At 65.7% G+C, this 22,732-nt stretch carries 18 protein-coding genes and 1 pseudogene; 9 read left to right on the top strand and 10 right to left on the bottom strand.

Going from position 1 to position 22,732, the window contains the following annotated elements; translation table 11 throughout:
• Positions 1-13: 13 nt before the first annotated feature.
• From P2L57_RS40505 to P2L57_RS00890, 3 genes are all read right to left on the bottom strand, one after another.
• Positions 14-436: a hypothetical protein gene (locus P2L57_RS40505; RefSeq protein WP_372515565.1), complete on the bottom strand. Its 423-nt coding sequence runs from the start codon at positions 434-436 to the stop codon at positions 14-16.
• Between the two features lie 263 nt (positions 437-699).
• Complete coding sequence (locus P2L57_RS00895; RefSeq protein ID WP_275806532.1) at positions 700-1,008, bottom strand: DUF6112 family protein; 309 nt, start codon at positions 1,006-1,008, stop codon at positions 700-702.
• Positions 1,009-1,077: 69 nt separating this feature from the next.
• A complete protein-coding gene (locus tag P2L57_RS00890; protein ID WP_275806529.1) occupies positions 1,078-2,223 on the bottom strand; it encodes a C40 family peptidase in 1,146 nt (381 codons plus the stop codon).
• Positions 2,224-2,802: 579 nt separating this feature from the next.
• Between P2L57_RS00890 and P2L57_RS00885 the strand changes: the two genes are divergently transcribed.
• Positions 2,803-3,549: a DNA-methyltransferase gene (locus tag P2L57_RS00885; RefSeq protein ID WP_275806527.1), complete on the top strand. Its 747-nt coding sequence runs from the start codon at positions 2,803-2,805 to the stop codon at positions 3,547-3,549.
• Positions 3,550-3,638: 89 nt separating this feature from the next.
• Here P2L57_RS00885 and P2L57_RS00880 read toward each other — a convergent pair whose 3' ends face one another.
• Positions 3,639-3,809 (bottom strand): hypothetical protein, encoded by a 171-nt coding sequence (locus P2L57_RS00880; protein ID WP_372515564.1) that lies wholly within the window; start codon positions 3,807-3,809, stop codon positions 3,639-3,641.
• Positions 3,810-3,949: 140 nt separating this feature from the next.
• Here P2L57_RS00880 and P2L57_RS00875 point away from each other — a divergent pair, with 140 nt between their 5' ends.
• The 3 genes from P2L57_RS00875 to P2L57_RS00865 all read left to right on the top strand — a co-directional run bounded on the left by P2L57_RS00875 (position 3,950) and on the right by P2L57_RS00865 (position 7,001).
• Positions 3,950-4,087: a hypothetical protein gene (locus P2L57_RS00875; RefSeq protein ID WP_275806525.1), complete on the top strand. Its 138-nt coding sequence runs from the start codon at positions 3,950-3,952 to the stop codon at positions 4,085-4,087.
• A gap of 148 nt (positions 4,088-4,235) precedes the next feature.
• A protein-coding gene (locus tag P2L57_RS00870; RefSeq protein ID WP_372515581.1) for an IS5 family transposase occupies positions 4,236-5,098 on the top strand; the annotation gives its coding sequence in 2 pieces (ribosomal slippage) (positions 4,236-4,605 and positions 4,605-5,098; 864 coding nt in all).
• Positions 5,099-5,249: 151 nt separating this feature from the next.
• Complete coding sequence (locus P2L57_RS00865) at positions 5,250-7,001, top strand: hypothetical protein (RefSeq protein WP_275806523.1); 1,752 nt, start codon at positions 5,250-5,252, stop codon at positions 6,999-7,001.
• A gap of 51 nt (positions 7,002-7,052) precedes the next feature.
• Here P2L57_RS00865 and P2L57_RS00860 read toward each other — a convergent pair.
• A pseudogene (locus P2L57_RS00860) lies at positions 7,053-7,250 on the bottom strand (DUF5655 domain-containing protein); the annotation flags it as partial.
• A 914-nt stretch (positions 7,251-8,164) separates the two neighbouring features.
• Here P2L57_RS00860 and P2L57_RS40500 point away from each other — a divergent pair.
• Positions 8,165-9,166 carry a helix-turn-helix domain-containing protein gene (locus P2L57_RS40500; protein ID WP_372515563.1) on the top strand — a complete coding sequence of 334 codons (1,002 nt, stop codon included), beginning with the start codon at positions 8,165-8,167 and terminating at the stop codon, positions 9,164-9,166.
• An 83-nt stretch (positions 9,167-9,249) separates the two neighbouring features.
• Here the strand turns inward: P2L57_RS40500 and P2L57_RS00855 are convergent, their stop codons facing one another.
• The 5 genes from P2L57_RS00855 to P2L57_RS00835 form a co-directional block, all read right to left on the bottom strand.
• Positions 9,250-10,050: an adenine nucleotide alpha hydrolase family protein gene (locus P2L57_RS00855; RefSeq protein WP_275806521.1), complete on the bottom strand. Its 801-nt coding sequence runs from the start codon at positions 10,048-10,050 to the stop codon at positions 9,250-9,252.
• A gap of 216 nt (positions 10,051-10,266) precedes the next feature.
• Entirely contained in the window at positions 10,267-10,920 is a 654-nt protein-coding gene (locus P2L57_RS00850; protein ID WP_275806519.1) for a hypothetical protein, read from the bottom strand.
• 160 nt (positions 10,921-11,080) lie between these two features.
• Positions 11,081-11,992: a phospholipase D-like domain-containing protein gene (locus P2L57_RS00845; protein WP_275806517.1), complete on the bottom strand. Its 912-nt coding sequence runs from the start codon at positions 11,990-11,992 to the stop codon at positions 11,081-11,083.
• On the bottom strand, positions 11,989-13,848 hold the full coding sequence (locus P2L57_RS00840; RefSeq protein WP_275806516.1) for an ATP-binding protein: 1,860 nt from the start codon (positions 13,846-13,848) through the stop codon (positions 11,989-11,991). The genes P2L57_RS00845 and P2L57_RS00840 overlap by 4 nt, the downstream gene beginning before the upstream one ends.
• A complete protein-coding gene (locus P2L57_RS00835; RefSeq protein ID WP_275806514.1) occupies positions 13,845-15,464 on the bottom strand; it encodes a DEAD/DEAH box helicase in 1,620 nt (539 codons plus the stop codon). The genes P2L57_RS00840 and P2L57_RS00835 overlap by 4 nt, the downstream gene beginning before the upstream one ends.
• A 450-nt stretch (positions 15,465-15,914) precedes the next feature.
• Here P2L57_RS00835 and P2L57_RS00830 point away from each other — a divergent pair, with 450 nt between their 5' ends.
• The 4 genes from P2L57_RS00830 to P2L57_RS00815 all read left to right on the top strand — a co-directional run bounded on the left by P2L57_RS00830 (position 15,915) and on the right by P2L57_RS00815 (position 22,653).
• Complete coding sequence (locus P2L57_RS00830) at positions 15,915-17,072, top strand: cysteine desulfurase family protein (RefSeq protein WP_275806512.1); 1,158 nt, start codon at positions 15,915-15,917, stop codon at positions 17,070-17,072.
• Positions 17,073-17,135: 63 nt separating this feature from the next.
• On the top strand, positions 17,136-18,248 hold the full coding sequence (locus P2L57_RS00825) for a DUF4007 family protein (RefSeq protein ID WP_275806510.1): 1,113 nt from the start codon (positions 17,136-17,138) through the stop codon (positions 18,246-18,248).
• On the top strand, positions 18,245-21,817 hold the full coding sequence (locus tag P2L57_RS00820; RefSeq protein WP_275806508.1) for an ATP-binding protein: 3,573 nt from the start codon (positions 18,245-18,247) through the stop codon (positions 21,815-21,817). Before P2L57_RS00825 ends, P2L57_RS00820 begins: the two co-directional genes overlap by 4 nt.
• Complete coding sequence (locus P2L57_RS00815) at positions 21,814-22,653, top strand: phosphoadenosine phosphosulfate reductase domain-containing protein (protein ID WP_372515562.1); 840 nt, start codon at positions 21,814-21,816, stop codon at positions 22,651-22,653. The genes P2L57_RS00820 and P2L57_RS00815 overlap by 4 nt, the downstream gene beginning before the upstream one ends.
• The last annotated feature ends 79 nt before the right edge of the window (positions 22,654-22,732 follow it).

The following is a 22,732-nucleotide window of genomic DNA, read 5'->3' as shown; positions in this document are numbered from 1 at the left end:
GTGTCGGCGTGGTTCAGGGGGCGACGGCGGGCAGGACCCCGACCAGGGCACAGTCCTTGCCGGGGCGGCACTGGACGGCGAGGGTGGTAGATCGGTCTTCGGCCCCGCCGTGGGGTGCGCCGTTCCACGCGATGGACTGCTTGCCGGTGACGGTGACGGCGTAGATGTACGCCTGGGTGATCGCCCCTGGGTCCGCCTGCAGGGCGTGGGTGAACGAGGCCGGGAAGTGTGCCTCGTTGACGGTGGCGGTGGCGTACTGGCGGTCTTGGGCCATCTGCTCCCACAGCTGTGTCGTGGGGACCTGCTGGTTGACCGACGCGACATCGGCGTAGTTGCTCTCGCTCGTCATCCAGGCGTGCAGAGCGGACAGCAACTGGGGTTGGGAGTATGCGCGGGTGTCGTACGTCCACAAGGCGGTGGCCGCCGCCTTGCCCAAGACGATCGGATCGTGCGTCGCCGGAGGCTTGGGCAGCGTGCTTCGCCCGGCAGACGCGGAGGCCGACGAAGACGGCGTGGAAGGAGCAGTAGACACCGAACTCGACCTGGAAACAGGGACCTTGGCGGGACGCCTGCTGTCGCGGGTGGCGTAGGCGAACAGGCCGGCCAGGGCGATAAGTACCGCCAAGACGGCGGTTCCGATCAGCGCCCGGCGGAGCACGCGCGGTGCGCGGCCGGAATAGTCATCGCTACGGGCGGACATCAGTGGACCTGCGTCCCCAGCGTGCTGAAGAACGCCACCACACCGTTCGCCGCGCCCAGCAATAGGGCTGCACCGGCGGAGACCAGCACGCCCTTCTTGCCGTTCGCCTCCGCCTGGTGGCCGCCGGAGTGGTGGCCCCAGGCCCACACACCCGCGCTGACGGCGAGCGCGCCGACCACGGCGATGATGCCGAACAGGTTGATCGAGCCGATCACCTGCTTCAAGACCGGCAAGCCGGGCAGGCCGCCGCTGTTGGGACTGATGCCGGGATCGTAGGCAAGCTGGATGGCCTTGTCGGCGAGTATCACTGTGAACTCCAGTTCGAAAATGGGTGCGCGGGAGCGCGTGGAGAGAGGTAGGGGAGAGGGAAGCGCCAGTCAGACGACGCGTCGGGCCGCGAGGATCTGCGGCTTCCAGTCGGCGAGCGTGGCGATGCGCACCACGTCACCGGTGTGCGGGGCGTTGATGACGAGCTGGTCACCGATGTACATCCCGACGTGCTCGGGCGCCTCCGCCGAACCACGCGTGAACAGCAAGTCACCTGGCTTCAGGGCATCCACAGACACCGACTGGCCGACCTTGACCTGCTCGTAGGTAGTACGCGGCAACGAGACCCCAGCCGCCTGGTAGGACATCTGCATAAGCGAGGAGCAGTCACAGCGGCCCATCGGGTCAGACCCGTGCGGATCCGTGCAGCTACCACCCCACTGATAGGAGGTGCCAAGCTGTCCGAGCGCCCACCGGATGGCGGTACGCACCTGCGGCGGAGAGTCCGCCGGAATCGTGTACCCCGACGGCACCGCCCCGGCGGGAATTGGACCGAAACCGCGGCCGTCGCTGGCCGGACAGCCACCGCTGCCGCTCGCCGAGGAACCGCTCGAAGGCGAACTACTCGGTGACGGGGAGGACTTCGGGTCGCCGGAGTTGGCCAGTAGCGGTTCGAGCGCCTTCTGCAGGGCGGTGGCCAGCGCCTCCCACTTCGCGTAGGCATCCGGGAAAGCAGACCGCTGCACCGCCTGCGCGGCCTGAGTGACAGTCATCGACTGCCAGCCGGACACCTTCTCCAGCGCCGCGTAGAACTCGGTGCTGGCGTGCACCGGATCCATGATCTGCTCAGGCGTGCCCCACCCTGCGGACGGCCGCTGTTGGAACAGGCCGAGGCTGTCACGGTCGCCGTAGTTCAGGTTACGCAGGCTACTCTCCTGCAACGCGGTCGCCAACGCCACGATCTGCCCGCGGGCCGGGATGTGCATGGCGATCCCGGTAGCCACGATCGACTTGGCGTTCGGCACCTGCTCGGCCGGATCACCCAGTCCCGGAACCGACACCGATGTCTTGGCGCCGCCGTTCACGATGGCCTCCACATCGGCGGCGATGGCTGCAGCATCCACAGACTGTGGACCGCCAGTTGAGCAGGAGGCGGCTTGCGCGCTCGCCGCTGCGGCCACCACGATGGGCAGGGCCAACAACAGCGGACCGGCTGCGACGAGCCCGACGGCCGCCGCGGCTGCGGTCTTCTTCATCACCGTTGCCCCACGCCGGTGCGTGCAGCCGAAGCTGCCGGCGGCGTTGGATCAGGCGGCGGATGTATGAGGGCATGCTGCATCGCAGCGTCTCCTTGCTGGTCGTAGGAGGCGCGGTGCCGACTCCTCGTGGAAAGCCGTCGGCACCGCGCCGGTGTGAATCAGCCCAGGGGCTGGCCCGGCAACGGAGTTGGTAGCTCCGGAACCCCGGACGCGAATCAGTCGGCGGCAGCCAGCCGCCCTCGTAATCTCAGCCTGTGCACGCGGAAGCCTCCTCGTACGGACGTAAGGGTGGGCACAAGAGAGCCGATGCGGTTGCGCGGCTGGACGCCGAAGCATGCATCAGCACAGGTCAGCACGGGGGGAGCGGGCTCCGTCGCGATGACAGGGCGAGACAGTAGAACGGATTTCCGGCCGCACCAAACGACCCTCGAACGAACCACCGGCGAAGGAGCGAGGCGTTAGGTGCGGCCGGAAATCGCCGCTAACCTCCGGCGCACTCCTCGCTCCGAACACAAGTCCCCCTGCGACGGCGCTCGAAGCATGGCCGTAACCCGTATCCCCGAGAGGCCCCGATCGATGAGCTACACCCTGCACCGAGGCGACGCCCTGACCGTGCTGAAGGCCCTGCCCGACGAGTGCATCGACGCTGTCATCACCGACCCGCCGTACAACAGCGGCGGACGCACCAGCTCCGAGCGCACCAGCCGCACCGCCCGCGCGAAGTACACCTCCGGCGACGCAGCCCACGACCTGGCCAACTTCCCTGGCGAGAACCGCGACCAGAGGAGCTACCGGTCCTGGTTGACCGAACTGCTCACCGAGGCATACCGGGCCGCCACCGAGCACTCCGTCGCCATGGTCTTCACCGACTGGCGACAGGAACCCACCACCAGCGACGCGTTGCAGATGGCAGGCTGGACCTGGACCGGCACCATCCCCTGGATCAAGCCCGCCTCCCGCCCCCGCAAGGGCGGCTTCAAGCAGTCCTCCGAGTTCATCCTCTGGGGTGTCAAGGGCACCCTGAACAAGGACCGTGACCTCTACCTACCCGGCCACTTTATCGCCTCCCAGCCCCGCAAGGGCCGGGTCCACATCACCCAAAAGCCCGTCGAAGTCATGCAGCAACTCGTGCGAATCTGCCCCGAAGGCGGCACTGTACTCGACCCGTTCACCGGCAGCGGCTCCACCGGCGTCGCCGCCCTGCGCGAGCGACGCAACTTCGTCGGCGTTGAACTGTCGCCGCACTACGCCGACGTCGCGGACGGAAGGCTGCGCAGGGAGCTGACCCAGGACGACTTCGTGCTGGCGGGACCCGAGGCATGAGACCAAGACCATGGCCGGGAAGATCCAAAGACACCAGGGCGGCTGGTGCACCGACGTAACCGGTGCACCAGCCGCCCTGATTCGTTTGCTCAGACCACCTCGAGCGCTCGCTGATTCAAGGGAGTTGCCTTCTCCAGATCAGCGGCCGAACTGATCCGCACTTGCAGATCGCCAGTGCCGTGATGCCCGACACATCGCATGTCCCGGGTGAAGCCCTCCGCCAAGTCGACGGAGTCCGGGTCCAGCTTCAGGTACACCACGACCACGTGCTGAGCAGGGGACGGAACTGGACGCAGATGACGTTCACCATCCGTCGACAGGCGATGTAATGAAGCTTGGCCTGCGCCTCCACACTTGCGCACGCGCCTTTTCAAGCCCCTGTGTTCATGACCACGTTTGTGTGCGTTGCTCGCTCCTCTGGCCGGACCCGGCCCAGCGCGGCCGGTTGGAGGGGATCCGCGACAATCTCGTTGCCCGCATCGCCGAGGCCGAGCGCGAAGGCTGGCTTGGCGAGGTCGAAGGACTGTGGACAGCCTGACCGGTGCCAACGACAAGCTCGCCCAGATCGATCGGCGGACCCCACGGTCGACCTCCCCGTGCCAACCATTGGGATCCACGCCCCGGTTGTCAGGGCCAAACTAGGATCCGTCTTCAAAGATCATCGAGTGGTGGATGACGGTGGGGTGATACGTCGCCATGAACTCACCGACCATGAGTGGGAGTTACTTGCTCCGCTGATACCGCGGGCTGCGACGGGAAGGCCGCGGGCGGAGGACCGGCGGGTCGTCAACGGGATGGTGTACAAGATCCGGACGGGGATCTCCTGGCGTGACCTGCCGGAACGCTACGGACCGTGGAAGAAGACCGTGTACACCCGCTTCCGCCGCTACGCCCTCGACGGAGTGTTCACCCGCGCTCTGCAGGAGATCCAGGCTCGCGCGGAGGCTGCCGGTGAGATCGACTGGCTGGTCCAGATCGACTCCACCATCGTCCGTGCTCATCAGCACGCTGCAGCGACCGGCCGAAAAGGGGGCGGTACCGGCCGGACGAACCGGACGATCACGCCCTCGGCCGATCCCGAGGCGGACTGACCACCAAAAACTACCTCGCCTGCGACGGCAAAGGCTGCCCTCTCGCCGTGCTGCTGACTCCCGGCCAACGGCATGACAGCATTTGCGCACGCCCGCTCCTCGAACGCATCCGGGTGCCACGCACTGGCCTGGGTCGGCCACGCTGCCGTCCCGACCACGTCATCGCAGACGAGGCCTACAGCCCCCTCGGATTTCGTACCTACCTGCGAAGTCGCGGAATCGCGCACACGATCCCTGAGAAGGCCGACCAACGACGGCATCGCCACAACCGCGGGCACCGCGGCGGGCGGCCACCACGCTTTGACCGAGAGGCTTGCCGCCAACGCAACATCGTCGAACGCTGCTTCAACCGACTCAAAGGCTTCCGCGGTATCGCCACCCGATACGAGAAGACAGCCACCTCCTACGAAGCAGCGGTCACAATCGCATCGTTCCTGCTCTGGGCAAGATCCGTTTGAAGACGGACCCTAGAAGGCGTGTCCACGAACGCCAACGACTACGCGTACCCGCGCGGGGCGGAAGCCTGGGCTCGGTATCGAAATGGAAAATCCGGGCGGGACCCCGACCGACAGCCTCACACTCGGTCAACAGGCCTTCGAGGGAGAGATTATGACGAACACAGACCCGGTGATCCTCGGCGCGTTGGACCGCGCGACCCAGGACTTCAGTGCCATCTCCGACGTGGTCGAACGGCTGATCCACGAGGTCAGCGAACTCGACCCCACCACCTACGACACCGTGCACCTGGACGCGGTGCGTGCGGCGATCGGTTTCCGGCTGCTGGCCGATGGAACGTTCTCCGGCGAGTACGCCGGGGCCCTCTCGTCTCCGTGGCCCCGCACTATCGACCAGGTCGGCCCTGACGCGCTGCCGGTGTGGGCTGCGTATGCGGACGCCGCCGCCAGCCCGGTGGTGCGCGCCCACCTGCATCACCTGCTCACCGCGGCCAAGGCCAACCGGCCGCACGTTCATGCCCGGGCGGCGATCACCGCCTATCGCGACGCGGTCCCGACGTTCCAGGCCGCGGACACCATAAGCACCCGGGCCCGGGCGGCCGAATCGCTGGTTCACGCGCTCGGCCTAGCGCGGGGAATGAACCAAAAGGACCTGATCGGGCCGGTCGTCACGGACATCGTCACGATGGTCGAGGACATGCTGGACACCGCACCCCCGGCGCTGGGGCTGCTCCATCGGCTGCTGGATGTGCTGATCGCGGCGAACGCGGACTCCGCCACGGTCAGCGCCCTGATCGAGCGGGCCGTGACGGCCAGCGAGAACGACATCGTCCTGCACCACGCGTTCCTGGGGCTGCTGCGCCGACTTGGCGTCGACGACGTGGGCCGCAAGGCGGTCGACCGGCGGATCGTTGCCGCGATGATTGATACTGCGGAGAAGAAGAGGACCGGCATGCCCAGCCTGTTGCTGTTCAACGACGCGGCGACGAAGGCCCAGCAGGCGGGGCTGACCGACCTGGCCGAACAGGCTCGGAAGAAGATGCAGGCCATGAAGGTGCAGAACCTGGGGATAGCTGTCTCCAGGATGCCGCTGCAGCTGACGCCTGCCGAGCGGGATACGGCGCTGGTCGAAGTCGACCAGGCCCGCACCCTGGCCGAGGCGCTATGGCGGATCGGCGCCATGCCCGCACCGGCAGGCACCGACGCCGAGGCCGAGCGGGCTGCGAGGGCCGTGATGCCGAACGCACCGCTGACCACCGTCATCCCGCGCGGGAGTGTCAACCCTGGGGGGCCGGTGCCCACGGCCCCGGCCAGCACCGATGGGCTGGAGAACACCAAGGCCATCTACCGCAAGATCGCCATTCTGCGTGCTGGCCTCGCGTTCGAGGTGCAACTGGACCGGGTATGGGAGCGCTTCGCGCCCAGCGTCGAGGACCTCGTGGCGGTGCTGGACTGCGCCGAGCTCGGCACCGTATCCCGGACGAAGATGCTGGCCCGGGCGTTCAAGTTCTACAGTACAGGCGAAGACGACGACGCCTCGGTGCACCTTGCGGTGCCGCGCGTGGAGGCCTTGGCGCGGGAGATCATGCGGGGCCGCGGCGTGCCGATGCTCACCGTCGCGCAGGGCGCTACCAACGGCGGCGTCGTCCAGCTGGGCACGCTGATCTCCAACATGGAGAAGATTGGCTTCGACGAGGACCGGCGTTACTCGTTTGCTCTGGCGTTCACCGATGGGGAGCGCGGTCTCAACGTGCGCAACGACGTGTGTCATGGTCTGATCGACTGTCCACCGCGCCCCGTTGTCGCGCTGGTGTTGCAGGCCGCGCTCCATCTGCTTGCAGTCGCCCACGGTGTGATCTCTCTGTCGGCGCCGGCTGCCTCGGCGACGTCGGGTCCGTCGTCCTAGGGCTACCGTGGAAGGACCGTCTCAGGCCACGAAGCTCTAGTTCAGAGAAGACCCGGTCGCGACGCCCTTCTTATACTCGATGACCACCGGCATACCGTTCTCATCCAGCCCCAGTGAATCAACCCGCCCGCGGTGCCACGGCGCCGTCGGGTACTCCGATGCCAGGAGCCGGATGCCCAGCATCGCCTCCATGCGCGCCTCGATCCGGCGCTGCAGTTCGCGCTCCAGGGGCGCCGTGGATCCAGTCATCTCGACATTGCGTCCCTCGTCGCCGAGACAGAACAACTTCAGGTCGGTCAACCGGGCCTCCCCCTGCTGTTGGCGTCATGAAAACTCAATCGGCAACCTCGCACCCGTATCCGACCAAGGTTGAGCGCTCTGCAGCGCGACCACATTGGTCAGTTCCCTCTCGGACAACTGCCGAGGGGCGGTGCTTGTCAGGGCTACGTAGGGGGCAACGGGAGGACCCGGCAGATGACCCAAGGCGCCGCACACAGGTGACAGTGCCCCTGCATGCGGCGCAGGTTGAGAACGGGCCCTCGCGGCAACGCGACCTGCTCTCAATTCCCGGAACCTTGGCTGGAGCCCACAGCGCCCGGGGCCAGAACCAGCGCATCCACTGATCCCGGAGCCTCTCGTCCCAAGGTGCACGATGCCATCGTGCCTGGTCAACCCTGAACAGAAACACGGATGCGGGAATCTGGAGGCGGTGAACGCACTACCTGCAGAAACGGACGAGCTGAGAAAAGCCTGGGGCTCCGGACCAGACTTAAACAAGGGTGCGGAAACGGCCGCAGGAGACGCGGATCGGGCTTGGGCCTGACCGTGGTGGGGTGTCAACATGAGTGCAGCGTTGGAACTGCGTCGGCAACCGCCGTTCCACGTATGGCAGTTGGAGCCCAAAGCCCGGAAGGATCAGCGATGAGTCAGCAATTTCGAGGCGCCGCCTGCATCGAACCCGATGTCAAGCCCCTTGCCCCCGCTGAGGCGCTGTTGGTGATCGTCATCGTCGTTGCGGCGACGGTCCTCGCAGTGGCGGGAATGCCGTCACCTGGGGAATCTGCTCTCTTGGGCGGATCCTGCGCACTTGGCGCACGACTGGTCCGGCGGCTACGAGTCGTGGACCTCCGACACGTATCAACGGAGCTTGGGCAGGCGTAAGCGTGGGGCGCCGGGAGAAACCCATCGGCGCATGCAGTAAGTCCTTGGCCGCTCTCGCGTCGTGGCTGCGTGCCCGGCGCGAGAGCGCGGGACTGAGCTACGCGCGCCTTGCGGAACTCACCCCCTACAGTGAGGACACCCTGGCCCGCGCCGCATCGGGAAGGTACGTTCCGAGGCTGGTAGTGGTGCGGGCGTTCGCCGAAGCCTGTGATGCAGACTTGGCAGAGGCCGAGCGCCTCTGGAAGAGGGCGCGGTATGAAACGCATCCTAATGAGGAACGAGCCAAGCTCCGTGCTGTACATGTAGACATTGTTGGCAACTTCACGGAGCTTCGCGTTGCTTTGGTGGATGTTCATGCGAAGGACGGGCGGCGACCGTATCGGCAGTTGAACGAAGAGGCAGGAGGATTCGGTCGACTACCCGCTGCAACGATCAGTCGTGTCCTTAACGGCCAGGTCATACCAAGCCGGGACTTTGTCATCACTTTCGCCCGGGTGTGCGGAGCGCGTGGTTCTGCGCTCGAAGCGTGGGGCAGGGCATGGGACCGTGCAGACGCCGCGCGTCGGCCATCAGACAACAACCCGTCTTCGAGTAACTGCCTCCAGCGGGAGCGCCATCATCTCGACGCTGCCAGAGCCCAACCTCCTGCTGGCCAAGGGGCCCAATTTCTGCTGCACTCATCGATAGGAGGGGGTAAGACTTACTCGGCGATCGCTGGGCTATCCCGGGTACTGAGCAATGCTGAACATGGGAGGAGACCTGGCATCCCTTGCGTGGCCTGCGGCTATCTCGTTCGCACTCATTCGGACATGGGGGCACGCATGGGCGGGTGCGTATGGTGCATAGCCTGTGCCGGCTCGCTCCAACTGAACGCGTCGTTGATCAACCATGCACGCCGACGCCCGGATCTTCGGCCGACACCTGAGTCTGATCACCTGGGCCAAGTGAGCAGCACAGAAGACGGGCAGGCAAGACCGGAGAACACCTCCTCTTGGGGCGGATAGCGGCCGTTGGCGCCGCGCCAAAGGCTTGGCGGATGCGATGCGCGTACGCGCAATGTCACGTTTGGCAGCGCTGCCGGAGTGGGTCAGGTCATGCACCAGCCGGAGTCGCAAGTGCCTTCCGACTCATCCTCAAGCTGGTCCTCCCCTGCGCTCGCGGGAATCGCCGTGGCGAGTGGCTGGCCATAGCGCGTGAGATACACAGGATCGCGCCCAAGTGCCTTGCGTCGCTGGTTGATTGTGTCTTCCAACTCGACTGCCTGTGAGAAGAGTTCGGGTTCGTCGCGCCGTAGCTGATGCCACCCTTCGACCGTTCTGAACGGGCAGAAGAAACATGCGCTCTTGGGAGGCACGGGCAACCCGGCATCCGCGATGAGCGCTTCGCAGTCAGTCCGGCGTAGGCCCCGGTCCAGCAGGGGGTACGCGACGCGTTCATGCGGTTCCGCCCTGCGCCGGTTGGCTCGATGGATCTCGTCGAGGGAGATCCCAATGCCGACTGTGGCTGGATTGCAGGCGGTGGCGCCCTGCTCACGCAGCCATCTGCCGATCACTTTGATCTTGAACTCGGCGGTGCAGGAGCGTCGTCCAGGGGCGCCGTTAGACATCCGCACGGGAATGGGGATGGATCGGCTCTCTGGACGCTTCAGCTGCTGCATGAGCGTCCAGGTGGAGCCATCGCGTCTCCGTCGAACCAGTTCTTGGAGGTCTAGTCCGTTCTGCGCCGCGAAGGGGATGGCGACATTGCGCAGGTAGGCAAGGGTCGCTGGGTGTTCGCTGTCGTCCCCGACGTTGGCGAAGAGGAACGTGCGGTAGGGGAGACGTTTCTGCGCGGCAAGGACGAGCAGGGCGGTCGACTGGACGCCGCCCCCGTACGAGACGACCTTCACGTCAGCCGCCGGCTCTTCTGACTGGCGGCGGGCGCGCCGTTGCGCGTGGTGGACATGCCTTAGCTCCCATGTGTGGTGCGGTCACGACGTGAGAGACTTTATGGATGTAGTATCGATTCATCAAGTGTTTCTCTCATCGGCGCGTGGGGAGGAGGCCCAGTGGCGACACTGAGTGTTGACGGACACCGACGGGACGCACCGCAGTCGGTAAGTGGTTCACCGCTCTCTGCGGGCTGCCCGGATGACTACCGCGAGGTCCTCGGAGAAGAGCGCGTCAAGGAACGCCACGGCCTCCTTGCGTTCCTTGTAGGTGAACGTTCTGGCCGGTGGGAGCGGCTTGCGCGTAGCGCGCGGCACCTTGTCACCTGTGCGTCGGCCGCGCGGCTGTTGGGCGGGACGCTCACCCGCCAGGATCTGCTGGACCTGATGGTCGTCGATGGAGCGCCCCTGGGTGCGTGCGTCGGCCAGGATGGTGTCGAGCAGCCACAGTGGGGATCCGGACAGGACAAGGTCGGGCTGGGTGATCTGTTCTCTGCCGCGCCACCGTGCGATGGTCTGTTCGTTTCGGTTGAGGACGAGAGCGGTCTCTTTGATACCGACGATGGGTGGCAGCTGGTCGCGAGATGTGACGTCGTAGCCCTGCGGGATGCTCTGCTTGTAGGCGGTGAGGCGCTCGGCTGTTACACGGTCGCGTGCTGCGCTGAGTCGCAGCACGGTGGCCAGCAGCCAGTATGGATTCCCGGAAGCCGTCAAATCAGGGTTGGGCAGCGTTCCGTCGGTTCGCCACTTCTGGGAGGTTTGCTTCTTGACGTCGAAGAGGGCGGCGATCTCGGCATGGCCGAGCAGATACGGCACGCGTACCGCTGCCATGCCTTCTACCTTTTCCGTCGTCGCAGTGGCTGCTTCAAGGTTTGCCGCACGTGCGTGGCAGCCCCAAGATATCGCGTGCGGACGCACGAAGCGGAAGCTGCGCACGCAGTGCCGTCACCGCGAAGGCGGCCCCGTCGACTCTGCATCATCTCGGGAGCAGCTAGACGATCCGCTTCCCTTGCCTGATCTCCCATGGCCCGGTAGGCACGAAGTGGACCTCGTCGAAGTACCGCAGCCACTCGGCGATGGTCTCAACGGCTCTCTGGGCTTGCTCGAGTGTTCGTGCGCCGCTGGCGACGAGCTCTTCTCTTGCCTCCTCCAGGTTCAGACGGCCGGCATCGCTTAGTTTGCGGAGCTCCGGCAGTTCGTGGAGGCGGACGCGGACGGCAGCTGCGAATTCCTCCTCGGGGAGTCCGGGTGCGATGTCGAGCTCGGCGAGATCGCGGAGCACGCCGGCGAGGACGTCCCTGCCGATGTTGCGATGCCGCCCGCAATACACGCGGTACAGGCGTTCCGGACGGCGGGTCTCGGGCAGCCACCGGGCGGACCGGGTCTGCTGCCCAGGGATCATGATTCTGGGGGTCTCCTCGTCGCTCTGGATGAGCTCGGCCTGTTCGCGCAGTTGCCGGGCCAGGTCCAGCGTTGCTGGCACGGAGCTGTGATCGATGGCGTCGAGGACTCGCTGTACCTCCGGGTGCGTGGTTTCTGTTTCCACGAGCACTTCGAGGTTGGGCTCGAGGACGAGGCCGGTTGCCCTTCCGGTGAGGTTGGCTGAACCGACGAGGCAGCGAGTGTCTGCCGCATACAGCTTGGCGTGCAGGTTGTGGCACAGGCGCACCTGCGCGCGCCCGTCAGCGATAGCGAGGTCGACGATCTCGGGATCTGAGACGCCAGCGACAATCTCTGCGACGGACCACCGGGTCACGCAGTTGATGTCGGTGACGTTGTCCGGGATGGCGTCGAGTGCGGCCTGGAAGACTCCCTTCTTGATGAAGGGAGTAATGAGGACGACGCGCTGGTGCGCGGTGTGCAGCAGTTGCTGGATCTGCTGCCAGACGTGATCGTCCCTCACTCGTCGTCCTCGTCGTCGGGGGAGAGGAACTCCCGCGCGATGCGACCCCAGTCCTGACGCATCTGCTTGGCCCGTGCCCGCGGCTTGTCGGGCTGCTCGTCCTCGTAGCGGGCCCACGAAAGGAGCAGCAGCTTGAACGCGTTGGCAGCCGTAACGAGGCGCTCGGCGAGTTCTTCCTTGCTGGCGCTATCGAGGTCCTGGTCGAGTACGGCGATGAGGTCGCTATAGGCCGGGTGGTCCATGTTGAGAGAGACCTGCAGCATCCCGGGGATGAACTCGACGTTGAAGAACGCGGGCGAATCGGGGTTGCGGCTGGTGAGGAGCTGGATATGGCGGTCGTTGGCCGTGGTCTCCGCGATGATGCGCTCAGCATCGGTCGGGCTGTACTTGTGGACCTTGACCAGGCTTTCGAACTGTTGCTGCTGGCGTTCCTCCACGGTCGCCTGGTCAGCCAGTACGTCGGTCAAGCTGGGCTGAGTCTCCTCCTTGCGCCGCCGCAGGACGTGCTCGGCCTTCGCTTCGACCTCCTCATGCCGCTTCCGATTCGACCGGGTTCCGCGGGTCTGGTCGGTCAGATTCGTGCGCAGATTGCCCAGCAGCTTCTCGCGGATGTAATAGACGATCTCGATCAGGGACAGTCGGCTGTCCCCCTCTTCGCGGAGCTGGTCGCGGAACTCTTCGAACGACAGACCCGCCGCCTCATCTCTCCAGTTGAAGCTGGAGAGGCTGGAGAAGATGGTGGCGGCCTGCTTGTTGTTCGTCACGCCGAACACCTCGTCAAGCTGGGGCGGGAAGTCGATCTCGACGCCCCACCAACGCTCTACCGGGTCGTAGGAGTTCGTCCAGCCGGTGTCGAGATCCAGCTCGCGGTCGGCCCGGATGAGTGAGATCCCGAGGTTCTTCGCGGCGTGCTTGCCCCATGGTGTGTCACCGGGGTTGAGCGTGGGAGAGACCTCCCGCGGCCATTCCTCGCCAGAGATGTCGGGTCGCCGGGCGGCGTCCACCGCGATGGAGGCGCGCACAAGTACGGGGTGGTCGGCGCCGTCATGCCCCTTGACCATGAACCGCTCGACGCCGATCTCCCCGCTGTTGCCACCCCCATGGGGGCGGAACATCGGCTTGGCGTCGAACGGGAAAGGCGTAGAACTAGGCGCTGTCAGGTAAAGCGGGTCGTTGGGGCGAGCGTCGCGTTCGCCGGCCAGCGGGAACCATCCTCGTACGGGCACGAGTCGGATGCGCGTGCCCTTGGTGATCAGACGCCGGTAGATGCGGCCGATGAGGCTCTCGGTGTTGGCGAGTGTTGCCTCGGCGCCGCGCCACTGCACACGCTCTAGCTGCGTCCACTGCACCAGGGTGCCCGTGGGACCGAGGGCGTGCGAGAGTCGATGCCACTCCTCCGGGACAGGTTCATGCTTGGGCTCCGGTACCTCTTCGAGGCCCGCGCGCAGCTCAGCCAGGTCAAGGTGGGTGTGCAGCGCGTTGTCGGGCCCGTTGGTCCAAGACCACACATCGACGCGATCGCACTGGGAAATGCTGGAGTTCGGCAGACCGACCCCGAAGCGCCCTATCCCCCTGCGGTGCTGCCTCGTCCCTGCGCCGAAGCGCAGGGACTGCCTGAGTGTCTCGCCGTCCATCCCATGACCGTTGTCGATGACGGCGATCGTCTCCACGCGGTGCCGAGCGCGCTCGGAAGGCCGGTACGTCCCCTCGACGACGAAGAGCTCCACAAGGTCGGCGCCGGCCTCGATGCCGTTGTCGATCAGCTCGGCTATCGCATGCGCCGTTGACTTGTACCCGCTGTCCTGCAGAGCTTTGACTGTCAGGTCGGAGGTGACGATCGAGTACTTGGATGTCATTGGGCCTTCCATACGTCTTCCCAGTTGGTGAACGCCTCTGCCACGTCGCCGAAGCCCGGCAGCTCCGGGTCCACGACAGTGACCACTTCGCATGTGGGGGTTCCGCCCGCCTTCGGCCCACGGATGACCCGACCCACCATCTGGCTGTAGAGCACAAGGGAGCGGGTGGGGCGAGCGATGACTGCGGCGCTTGCAGCCGGCGCGTCGAAGCCGGTGGTTAGCACACCGAAATTGGACAGGACCATGGGCCGAGGGCCTGCCCCTTTGAATCGGCTGATCACCCGGTCTCGATGCCGGGTCGAGGATTCGGCCGTCACTTGGTCCGCGTCCATCCCGAGCATGCCCAGAAGCGCAGTGATCAGGCGGCTGTGCTCCACGGACGCCGCGAACAGCAAAACGCGGCGGTGCTGCGCGGCCAAGTCGAGGACCGTACGGACGACTTGCAGGTTCCACTGCACGTTTGTCGACAGCCGGACGATCAGCTCGTCTGGGATATCGAACGATGCCGCGAGGTCCCGCCGGTCCTGCGCGCTGAGCGTCATACCAGACTGCGCGGCGACAGTACGGAAGGTCGGCCTCGCCAAGTAGCCCTGCTCGATCAGAGCGGTGACCGGGTTGTCGTAGCCCTCGATTTCCAGCGTGACCTTCTGGCGAGCGAAAAGCTCGGCGAGCCTCTCGTCCTCGGCGATGTCGGCCCAGGTGCGTCCGGGTGTCGCCGTGAGTCCCAGCAGGCTGGAGTCGCTTCGTAGCGTCAGGGCATCGAGCACCTTGCGATAGGTGGGGGCGATCGCCTGATGCGTCTCGTCGAAGACGGTCAGGGTCGTCCGCAGGGCCAGACGGTCCAGGAACGTGGGGTCGGCTTTGGCCGCGGAGCCGCCCTTGTCGAGGCCGAGGATGACCACACCGTCGGTGATGTTGTCGAGCTCGGTCGGTGCGTCGCCCCACATCCGCACGACGGTGACTTCCCGGTCACCGAGCATGCTCCAGGCTCGGACGAACTCTAGTGCAGCCTGCTCGAGAAGCTCTCGGCCTCGCGCCAGCCAGACCACCACAGTGGGTTCGTTCTGCCGCAGGTGATCACAGACCAGGTTCATCGCGGTGCGGGTTTTGCCGCCCCCGGTCGGAAGGTGGAGCACGGTTCGTCGCTCCCCGGTGTACAGCAGGCGGCGCACCTTGCCCGCTGCTGTCCGCTGGTAGGGGAACAAACTGTAGGCAGGCTCCACGCCCCGGACGGCGGAGACGGGGGCCTCCGGTGCGCGATCGACCACCAGTCCGAGGAAACCTAAGAACGTCCGGCGCTGCTCCACAGACCAGGGCAGTCGAGCCAGTAATGTAGCTGCTGAAGACCTGTCAGCATGCCCGAGCCGCCTAGCGAGTTCCTCTTGTTTGGCCGTCGGCAGCAGGCGCAGCAACTGTGCGCGTTCGTCCGGATCAGCCACGAGCCGCTCGACAGATACCGCAGAAACGGCGACAGTGCGGAGAGTGTTATCGTCCGGTTTGCTACCCTGTAGGAGCTCCAGCAGCTCGCACACGTGCTCACCGACCAAGCGCCGCACGTACGCAATCGGGGCCGCACTGAGGATGGCACCGAAGGCGATCCCCGGGGAGTCGATCACGCCGCCTCCTCCCGCGCACCCCGCTGCGCGAGACGCTCCCCCTGAGCGCAGTCCAACCGTCCACCTTCCTCTGGGTCCCACCCCGGCCGCCCGGTACCTGCATATGCGGTGGCGGCAGAGTTAACCCTAGACCGCTACGCCGACAACGTGGGCTGTTACTGATGATTCGCCCGCGCATTACCACGGCTGCGCGTTCGCATCTTCCCCACCCCGGGCAGTCGAAGCGGACGCGACTAACTGTGACAAAGAACGCATGTTCTCGTTTCCTGGTCGACACGGCTACGACTAGGTCAAAGGTCGACTTTGGTCTCGCCTGTCCCCGGGGGCGGCTAGGATTTCAGTGCACTCCTGGCGGAACGAGAAGCTCCGACGGTCAAGCTGTCCAGGAGTGCGCCTAGGTCCGTTGCGCGAGGGGGCAAACACATGGCGGAAGAGCCCGCAGGATCCGACATGATCTACCTCGACTACAACGCCACCGCGCCACTGCGTCCGGAGGCGCTTGATGCTACCGTCGCCACGCTCAGGAGCGTTGGAAACGCCTCAAGCATGCACCACGCCGGTCGGGACGCCGCTGAGCGGGTAGACCTGGCACGCCGTCAACTCGCTTCTCTGCTCAACTGCTCTGCAGGTGAGATTGTCTTCACCTCTGGTGCGACGGAGGCCAACAATCTGGCCCTGCGGGCTGCCTGCGCGGGTGGCGGGGCACTGGTGACCACCGCGGTGGAGCATCCGGCCGTGCTGGAAGTCGCTCGGGCGATCACCGATGCAACCCCCAACGCTCTCGTGGTCCTACCGGTGGATGCGGATGGCAACGTCGACCTGGCGAAGCTGGACGACGCGCTGGAAGATGCCGGTGAGCGTGGGACGGCGCTAGTTTCGGCGATGCTCGCGAACAACGAGACCGGAGTCATCACCGACCTGTCGCCCGTGATCAAGGCTGCGCACGCGGCCGGGGCCTTGGTGCATACCGACGCCACGCAGTACGTGGGGCGGTTGCCGATCGACCTTGACGAATTGGATGTCGACCTGCTGTCTCTATCCTCACACAAGTTTGGCGGGCCGCAGGGAGTTGGCGCCCTGTTCGTGCGCCGCAGCACCTCGCTGCCGTTCCACCCGCAGATGATCGGTGGAGGGCAGGAGCGCGGCTGGCGTGCGGGCACGCTCAATGTCGCCGGTATTGCGGGGCTTGGGGCAGCCGCCGAAGCCGCCTGCCTCAAGATGCACGAGGAGGCTGCACGGATCGCCGCGCTCCGAGACACGTTGGAGGCGGGCCTGCTGGCGCATGTTCCGGGCTGCCGGATCAACGGAATCAAGGCGTCGCGCATGCCCGGTGTGACCAGTGTCACGTTCTCTGGAGTGCCCGCGGACGCTGTGCTGGCCGCTATGCCTGACGTGGCGGCCTCCGACGGCAGCGCCTGTTCTTCCGGAGCGCCGAGTCCGAGTCATGTTCTGCTCGCCATGGGGCGCAGCCGTGAAGACGCGGACTCCACCGTCCGGTTGTCTCTCGGCTACGCCACTACACCACGTGACATCGAACGAGGCATCGAAGCGGTCGCGGCGGCAGTCGCGCAGGTCCGCTCATCGTTGGCGGCCGACACGGAGCCCTGAGCGCATAACGCACGGCAGTCCTGCTTTCCGCCAGCCCTCGACCCCCCGAAAGGCTTCCCACGCATGTCAGATATTCGGCTTGCCGATGTCGTAGACCTCTACTTCAGCCGGCACGAGACCTTCGCCCCGCGGTTCGGCTGGCTGCACAAGGCGTACATGCAGGTCAAGGACGTGCACGACATCTTCTACTTGGAAGACGCGCCGGTCCGGCTCGGCGTGGGCAAGAACATGGTCAATGCCATGCGCTACTGGTCGCGAGCCTTCAAACTGACCAAGGAGTACCCCCACAGCGATCCCTCCTCGCGAGCATTGCTCGCCGCGCCAACCTGGCGGGCACGCTGGCTGCTTGACGAAGAAGGTGCCGACCCCTACCTCGAAGACACCGGCAGCCTTTGGCTGTTGCACTGGTGGCTGCTGTCCTCCGAACCCGAGGCCAAATGCCAGGTGCCGAGTTGGTACATCACCTTCAACCTCGCAGCGCGCTCCCGAGCCACCGCCGAGGAGATGGAGAGCGTCATCCGGCGTAATTTGCGCGAGAACTTCGACGAGGAGAAGTTGCCTGCCGCAGAATCCATTAAGCGCGACGTCGATTGCATGATCAAGATGTATGCGCAGGAACAGGAGGTCAACCCTCTGTCGCCGGGCAGCTTCGAAGACCAGCTGATGTCGCCTTTCAAAGAGCTCGGCCTACTTGAGGGCCAGGGCAGGGGCAAGGAACGTACCTGGCGCTTCACCAGCGGTACACGTTCGAACCTTCCTGCGGCGATTCTCGTCTACGCGTGCCTGGACTACGCCTCCCGGTTCTCGAACAAGGCTGGCCAGATCACCCTCGCCCGACTCGCCAGCGAGGCTGGATCCCCGGGGAAGGCGTTCCGAATGAAGGAACCTGAACTGACCAAGGCCATCGAGGCGTTGGTCGGCGCGTATCCGGCTCTGCAGATCGTCGAAGCGCTCGGCCAGCGCAGCCTCGCCTTCGCCACGCCGCCCCAGGACTTGGCCTGGGATGTCCTGGATGAGTACTACGGCCGTGTACGGGAACGCGACGGCTTCCCCACCCCGCAGGAGTGGGTGCGTAAGTACCCGGGCCTCGTCGGCGCCACGATCAAGAGCACACGCAAGACGGCTCCTCGCCAGGCTGAGGAGTTTGAACTGACCGAGGAGAGCGTCGGATCATGACCGCGAACACTGCCCAGCTCCCCGCAGGTATCGCCCTGGTCGGGTCCGAACTGCGCTCCACGAACCTTGAGCGCGACGTCCGTGAACGCCACCTCAACGCCCCCTACGTTGGAGCACGCGCCCTCGACGTGCTTGAACGGATTACCAGCGCGTTGGAGAGTCCACGGCGTACCCGCGCTTGGTCGTTCACCGGGCCTTACGGCTCGGGCAAGTCCACCCTCTCCAACCTCATCGATGCCCTTCTAGGACACGACAAGACCCGTCGGGCCGACGCCGAGAAGGCGGTAGCCGCAACCAGCCCGCGCACCGCGACTCGGCTGAGCCGGGTCCGAGACGAGGTTGCCGAGGGCGGATTCCTCGGCGCCGTCGCCACCGCCAGCCGCGAGCCTCTCGCGGCAACGATCTACCGCGCCCTGCGCACCGCTGCCGAACGCCGATGGAAGACACGGCTGCCCAAGGCCATCGCCCAAGCCTTCGCCACGTGCGAGCAACGGGACGTGCCGTCGGCCGACAGCCTCATGGACGCTGTGACAGCGCTCTGTAACACGGCACCCGTGCTGCTGATTATCGACGAGTTCGGCAAGACCCTGGAGTACCTCGCTGCCGCCGGAGACACTGGCGACGCTGACAGCGATGTATTCCTCCTCCAGCTGCTCGCCGAGAAGGGTGCTGGCCCTTCAGGCCTGCCGCTGTTCATGCTCACCCTGCAGCACCTCGCCTTCACGGACTACGCGGCCCGCTCCAGCAGCATCCAGACCCAGGAATGGGCCAAGATCCAAGGCCGCTTCGAAGACATCACCTTTGCCCCGAACCTCGGGGATGCCGTCCACCTCCTGCGTCGGCGCCTCGACCACAGCCTGGTCACCGAGTCCGGCCGCTCCCTCATCGAGACCCAGGCGCAAGCCGCCGCTGTCGCCTGGATGCAGCACGGCCTCAACCCTGTCGTCGACATCTCCGAGCAGATGTTCGCCGACCTGTACCCCCTTCACCCGCTCACCGTCGTCGCCTCACCGCTCATCGCTGCTCAGATTGGCCAGCACGACCGCAGCCTCACTGGGTTCCTCTCCAGCGACGAGCCCAACACCGTCCGTCGCTCCCTGGAGACCCTCGCGGGCGAGGCGCCGGAGCGTGCCTGCACCATCCGCCTACCTCAGCTGTACGACTACTTCTTCGCCTCCGGCCGTACCACCATCATCGCCTCCGCCAAGGCCAGCCGCTGGCTCGAAGTAGATATGAGACTGAGCGAGGCCCACGGACTCGCCGCTGAAGACCAGGACGTCCTCAAGACGATCGGCATCCTCAACCTCATCGATGTCGACGGCCTCCTTCGCGCCACACCCTCCATGATCCACTTCGCGCTCCAGGACCCGGCCGACGCCGCCGACCCCGAGCGCTTTACCGCTTTGCAAGAGCGGCTCGACAAGCTTGTCGAGGACGGCTTCGTCGTCCACCGCTCCTACAGCAATGAGTACCGGGTCTGGCAAGGCACCGACTTCGATATCGACGCCGGTGTTAAGGCGAATGCCATCGGGGTCAAGCCAGCCGACGTCGTCGCTTACCTCAGCAAGCACCTCGGCACCGTGCTCCCCGAAGCGGTGGTGGCTGGCAAGCACAGCCAGCAGACCGGCATGCTCCGCTACTTCCAAACGGCCGTCAGCCCCACGGGCGAGAAGATCGTCGGTCCCGAGGTTGTCAAGGACCCGGCGGACGGCCTCATGGTCTTCCATCTCGGCACCACCGACACGCTCCCCGCCATCAACTCCCCGCTGCCCGCACTGGTCGGTACGACTGAGAACCCGGAACGGGTTCTCCAGGCGGGCATCGACCTCGTGGCCCTCGAAGAACTCCTCGACGACGATACGATCGACTACGTGGCCGCTCGGGAGATCACCGAGCGCATCGCCGAGATCTCTGACAGCATCGGCACCTTGCTCGATAGGGCCTTCAATCCGCAAAGCCCGCAGTCCACCTGGCGGCTGTGGCACGTTGGCGCCGAGACCGGCAACACCCCCGACGCGGTTATCGAAGCGCGGAGTTACTCGAACCTCGTCTCCCAGGCATGTGAGCGGGTCTTCCCCTCCACCCCCCACATCCGCAACGAGATGGCTGGCCGCCATCAGCTCACCAGCAATGGTGCCCGGGCCCGCCGCGAGCTGCTCACCGCAATGATCCAGCGCTCCGGCCACCCCCTGTGCGGATTCGATGAGAAGGGGTACTCCGCGGAACGCGCCATGTACCACGGAGTTGTCGAATACCTTGGACTGCACCGTTTCGCCGGAGAAGCCACCAACGGCATTGACGGGGACAGCATCCTCACCCACGGCATTTCCCGCCCCACCCCGGACACGAACCCCAGCGTCATGCCCGTGTGGGAAGCCCTCGACCAAGCACTGACCGGCGCCAAGCGGCCCACACCCATCGTCGATATCTACCATCAGCTCATGGCCCCGCCCTATGGCGTCAAGGCCGGAGTCGTTCCCGTGCTCGTGGTCGCCGCACTGATCTTGCGTGCTGAGGACATTGCGCTCTTCGAGGAGGGAAATTACTGCCCTCGCCTCTCCCCCGAGCTCGTTGAACGACTTAACGTCCCTTACCCCGATCGCTTCACCGTAAAGGCCACGCCAGTCGGCCGCGGACAGCGCCGCCTCGTGGTGGATGGCCTCGCCAAGGCCCTCCAGGTCGACCTTCCTCGCTCGCGTTCGGCGCGCAACCCCCTGCTCCTAGCCGTCACCCGAACCATCCTCGAGCGCGTGATGGTCCTCGACCCCTACACCCGGCAGACTAGGAGGCTCGGCGCACAGGCCCTTGCCATCCGCGGCCTGCTGTCACGCGCGACCGACCCCGACGAGCTAATCTTCGCCACCCTGCCCAAGGCGCTGGGATTCCCCGTCATCGCAACGGACGCCACCAAGGACGAAGAATCCGCCCGGGCCTACGTCTCGGCCCTCACCACGGCACTTGACGACATCTCCGGCGCCGCTGCGGCCCTACGCCGGGAGGTCGCCGGAAAGCTCGGCAAGGAATTCCGTCTTCCCTCCGACATCCGGGAGCTGCGGGCCGGGCTGACCGAGCGGCTGCGCGGCTTCGCTGACGCTCCCCTCGAACTCAGCCTGCAAGGGTTCGTCTCCCGCGTCCTCAACGAGAACCTGCCCGACGAGGACTGGCTAGACCCCATCGTCATCCGCCTTGCTAATAAGGCACTTGGCGACTGGACCGACGCCGACGTGGAGAGCTTCCCCCGCAAGGCCAGGGAGGTCGCCCGCGCCCTCGACCGCGTCGGTCACCTGTACGAGGTGCACCAGGCGCCAGCCGTCACCCCGAGCGTGCCCGCGCCAGCGAGGCAGATCGAGACTCGCCTCCTGACGCTCACAACCTCGGAGGGGGCCGAGGAAAGCGCCCTCATCCATGTGCCCAAGCAGTCCCGTCATGTGGCCGACGAACTCGTTGTCAGTGTCATCAGGCAGGCTGAAGAAGCACTAGGTCCCGACGGCGCTCGCATCCTGCTCGCAGCACTGGCCGAACGCCTGGCTGCCACGGGCGGCGACACCGCGATCGCTAGGAAGGAATGAACGCGATGAGCAGTACCAACGACAGCAAGACGCGCCATGTCCTCGGCCTATCCGGAGGCAAGGACTCCTCCGCACTCGCGATCTACATGCGCGATCGCGTCCCCGACATGGAGTACTTCTTCTGCGACACCGGCGCTGAACTCCCCGAGACCTACGAGTACCTCAACCGGCTTGAAGCCGCCGTCGGCAAGCCCATCGTGCGCCTGAACTCAAGTCGCGACTTTGACCATTGGCTGGAGGTCTACCAGGGCACCCTCCCCAGCCCCCAGATGCGCTGGTGCACCAAGAACCTCAAGATCAAGCCTTTGGAGGAGTGGGTCGGTGACGACAACGTGATCTCCTACGTTGCCATCCGCGCCGACGAGAACCGCCTCGGCTACGTCAGCACCAAGCCCAACATCAAGGCCGTCTTTCCCTTCCGCGAGGACGGCATCGACCGCGCCGGCGTCGACCGCATCCTCGACGAAGCCGGTATCGGCCTCCCCGCCTACTACGAGTGGCGCACGCGTTCCGGCTGCTACTTCTGCTTCTTCCAGCGCAAGCACGAATGGGTCGGCCTCCGCGACCGCCACCCCGACCTATTCGAAAAGGCCATAGCCTACGAGGAGAAGGTCAACTACCGACACACCGCCATGCAGGGCCGCCAATACACCTGGTCCCAGGGCGAGTCTCTCGAGGAGCTCATCGAACGCCGCGAAGAGATCGAAGCCAAGCACCAGGCAGCCCTCGAACGCGCCGCCAAGCGCTTCAAGCCGAACCGCCCGCTGCTGGAGATACTCGCCGACGCCCACGATGAGGACGACGATCAAGCAGGCTGCGCAGTCTGCCACCTGTAGTGGCAACAGCTGCGCCCATTCAACGCTCTGGGCGCTTCGCTGACTAGGCCGCGGACAGTCAATCGCTGCTGCGTTGTCC

This window comes from Streptantibioticus ferralitis (genome assembly GCF_029223525.1).
GTDB lineage: Bacteria > Actinomycetota > Actinomycetes > Streptomycetales > Streptomycetaceae > Streptantibioticus_A > Streptantibioticus_A ferralitis.
This window is presented reverse-complemented; position numbering and strand designations above follow the sequence as displayed.

Coding starts and splice junctions, on each gene's coding strand:
- P2L57_RS00825 (WP_275806510.1), top strand. CDS start 17,136: ATGTCAGATATTCGGCTTGCCGATGTCGTAGACCTCTACTTCAGCCGG.
- P2L57_RS00865 (WP_275806523.1), top strand. CDS start 5,250: ATGACGAACACAGACCCGGTGATCCTCGGCGCGTTGGACCGCGCGACC.
- P2L57_RS00820 (WP_275806508.1), top strand. CDS start 18,245: ATGACCGCGAACACTGCCCAGCTCCCCGCAGGTATCGCCCTGGTCGGG.
- P2L57_RS00885 (WP_275806527.1), top strand. CDS start 2,803: ATGAGCTACACCCTGCACCGAGGCGACGCCCTGACCGTGCTGAAGGCC.
- P2L57_RS00890 (WP_275806529.1), bottom strand. CDS start 2,223: ATGAAGAAGACCGCAGCCGCGGCGGCCGTCGGGCTCGTCGCAGCCGGT.
- P2L57_RS00830 (WP_275806512.1), top strand. CDS start 15,915: ATGATCTACCTCGACTACAACGCCACCGCGCCACTGCGTCCGGAGGCG.
- P2L57_RS00850 (WP_275806519.1), bottom strand. CDS start 10,920: ATGGCAGCGGTACGCGTGCCGTATCTGCTCGGCCATGCCGAGATCGCC.
- P2L57_RS00840 (WP_275806516.1), bottom strand. CDS start 13,848: ATGACATCCAAGTACTCGATCGTCACCTCCGACCTGACAGTCAAAGCT.
- P2L57_RS00815 (WP_372515562.1), top strand. CDS start 21,814: ATGAACGCGATGAGCAGTACCAACGACAGCAAGACGCGCCATGTCCTC.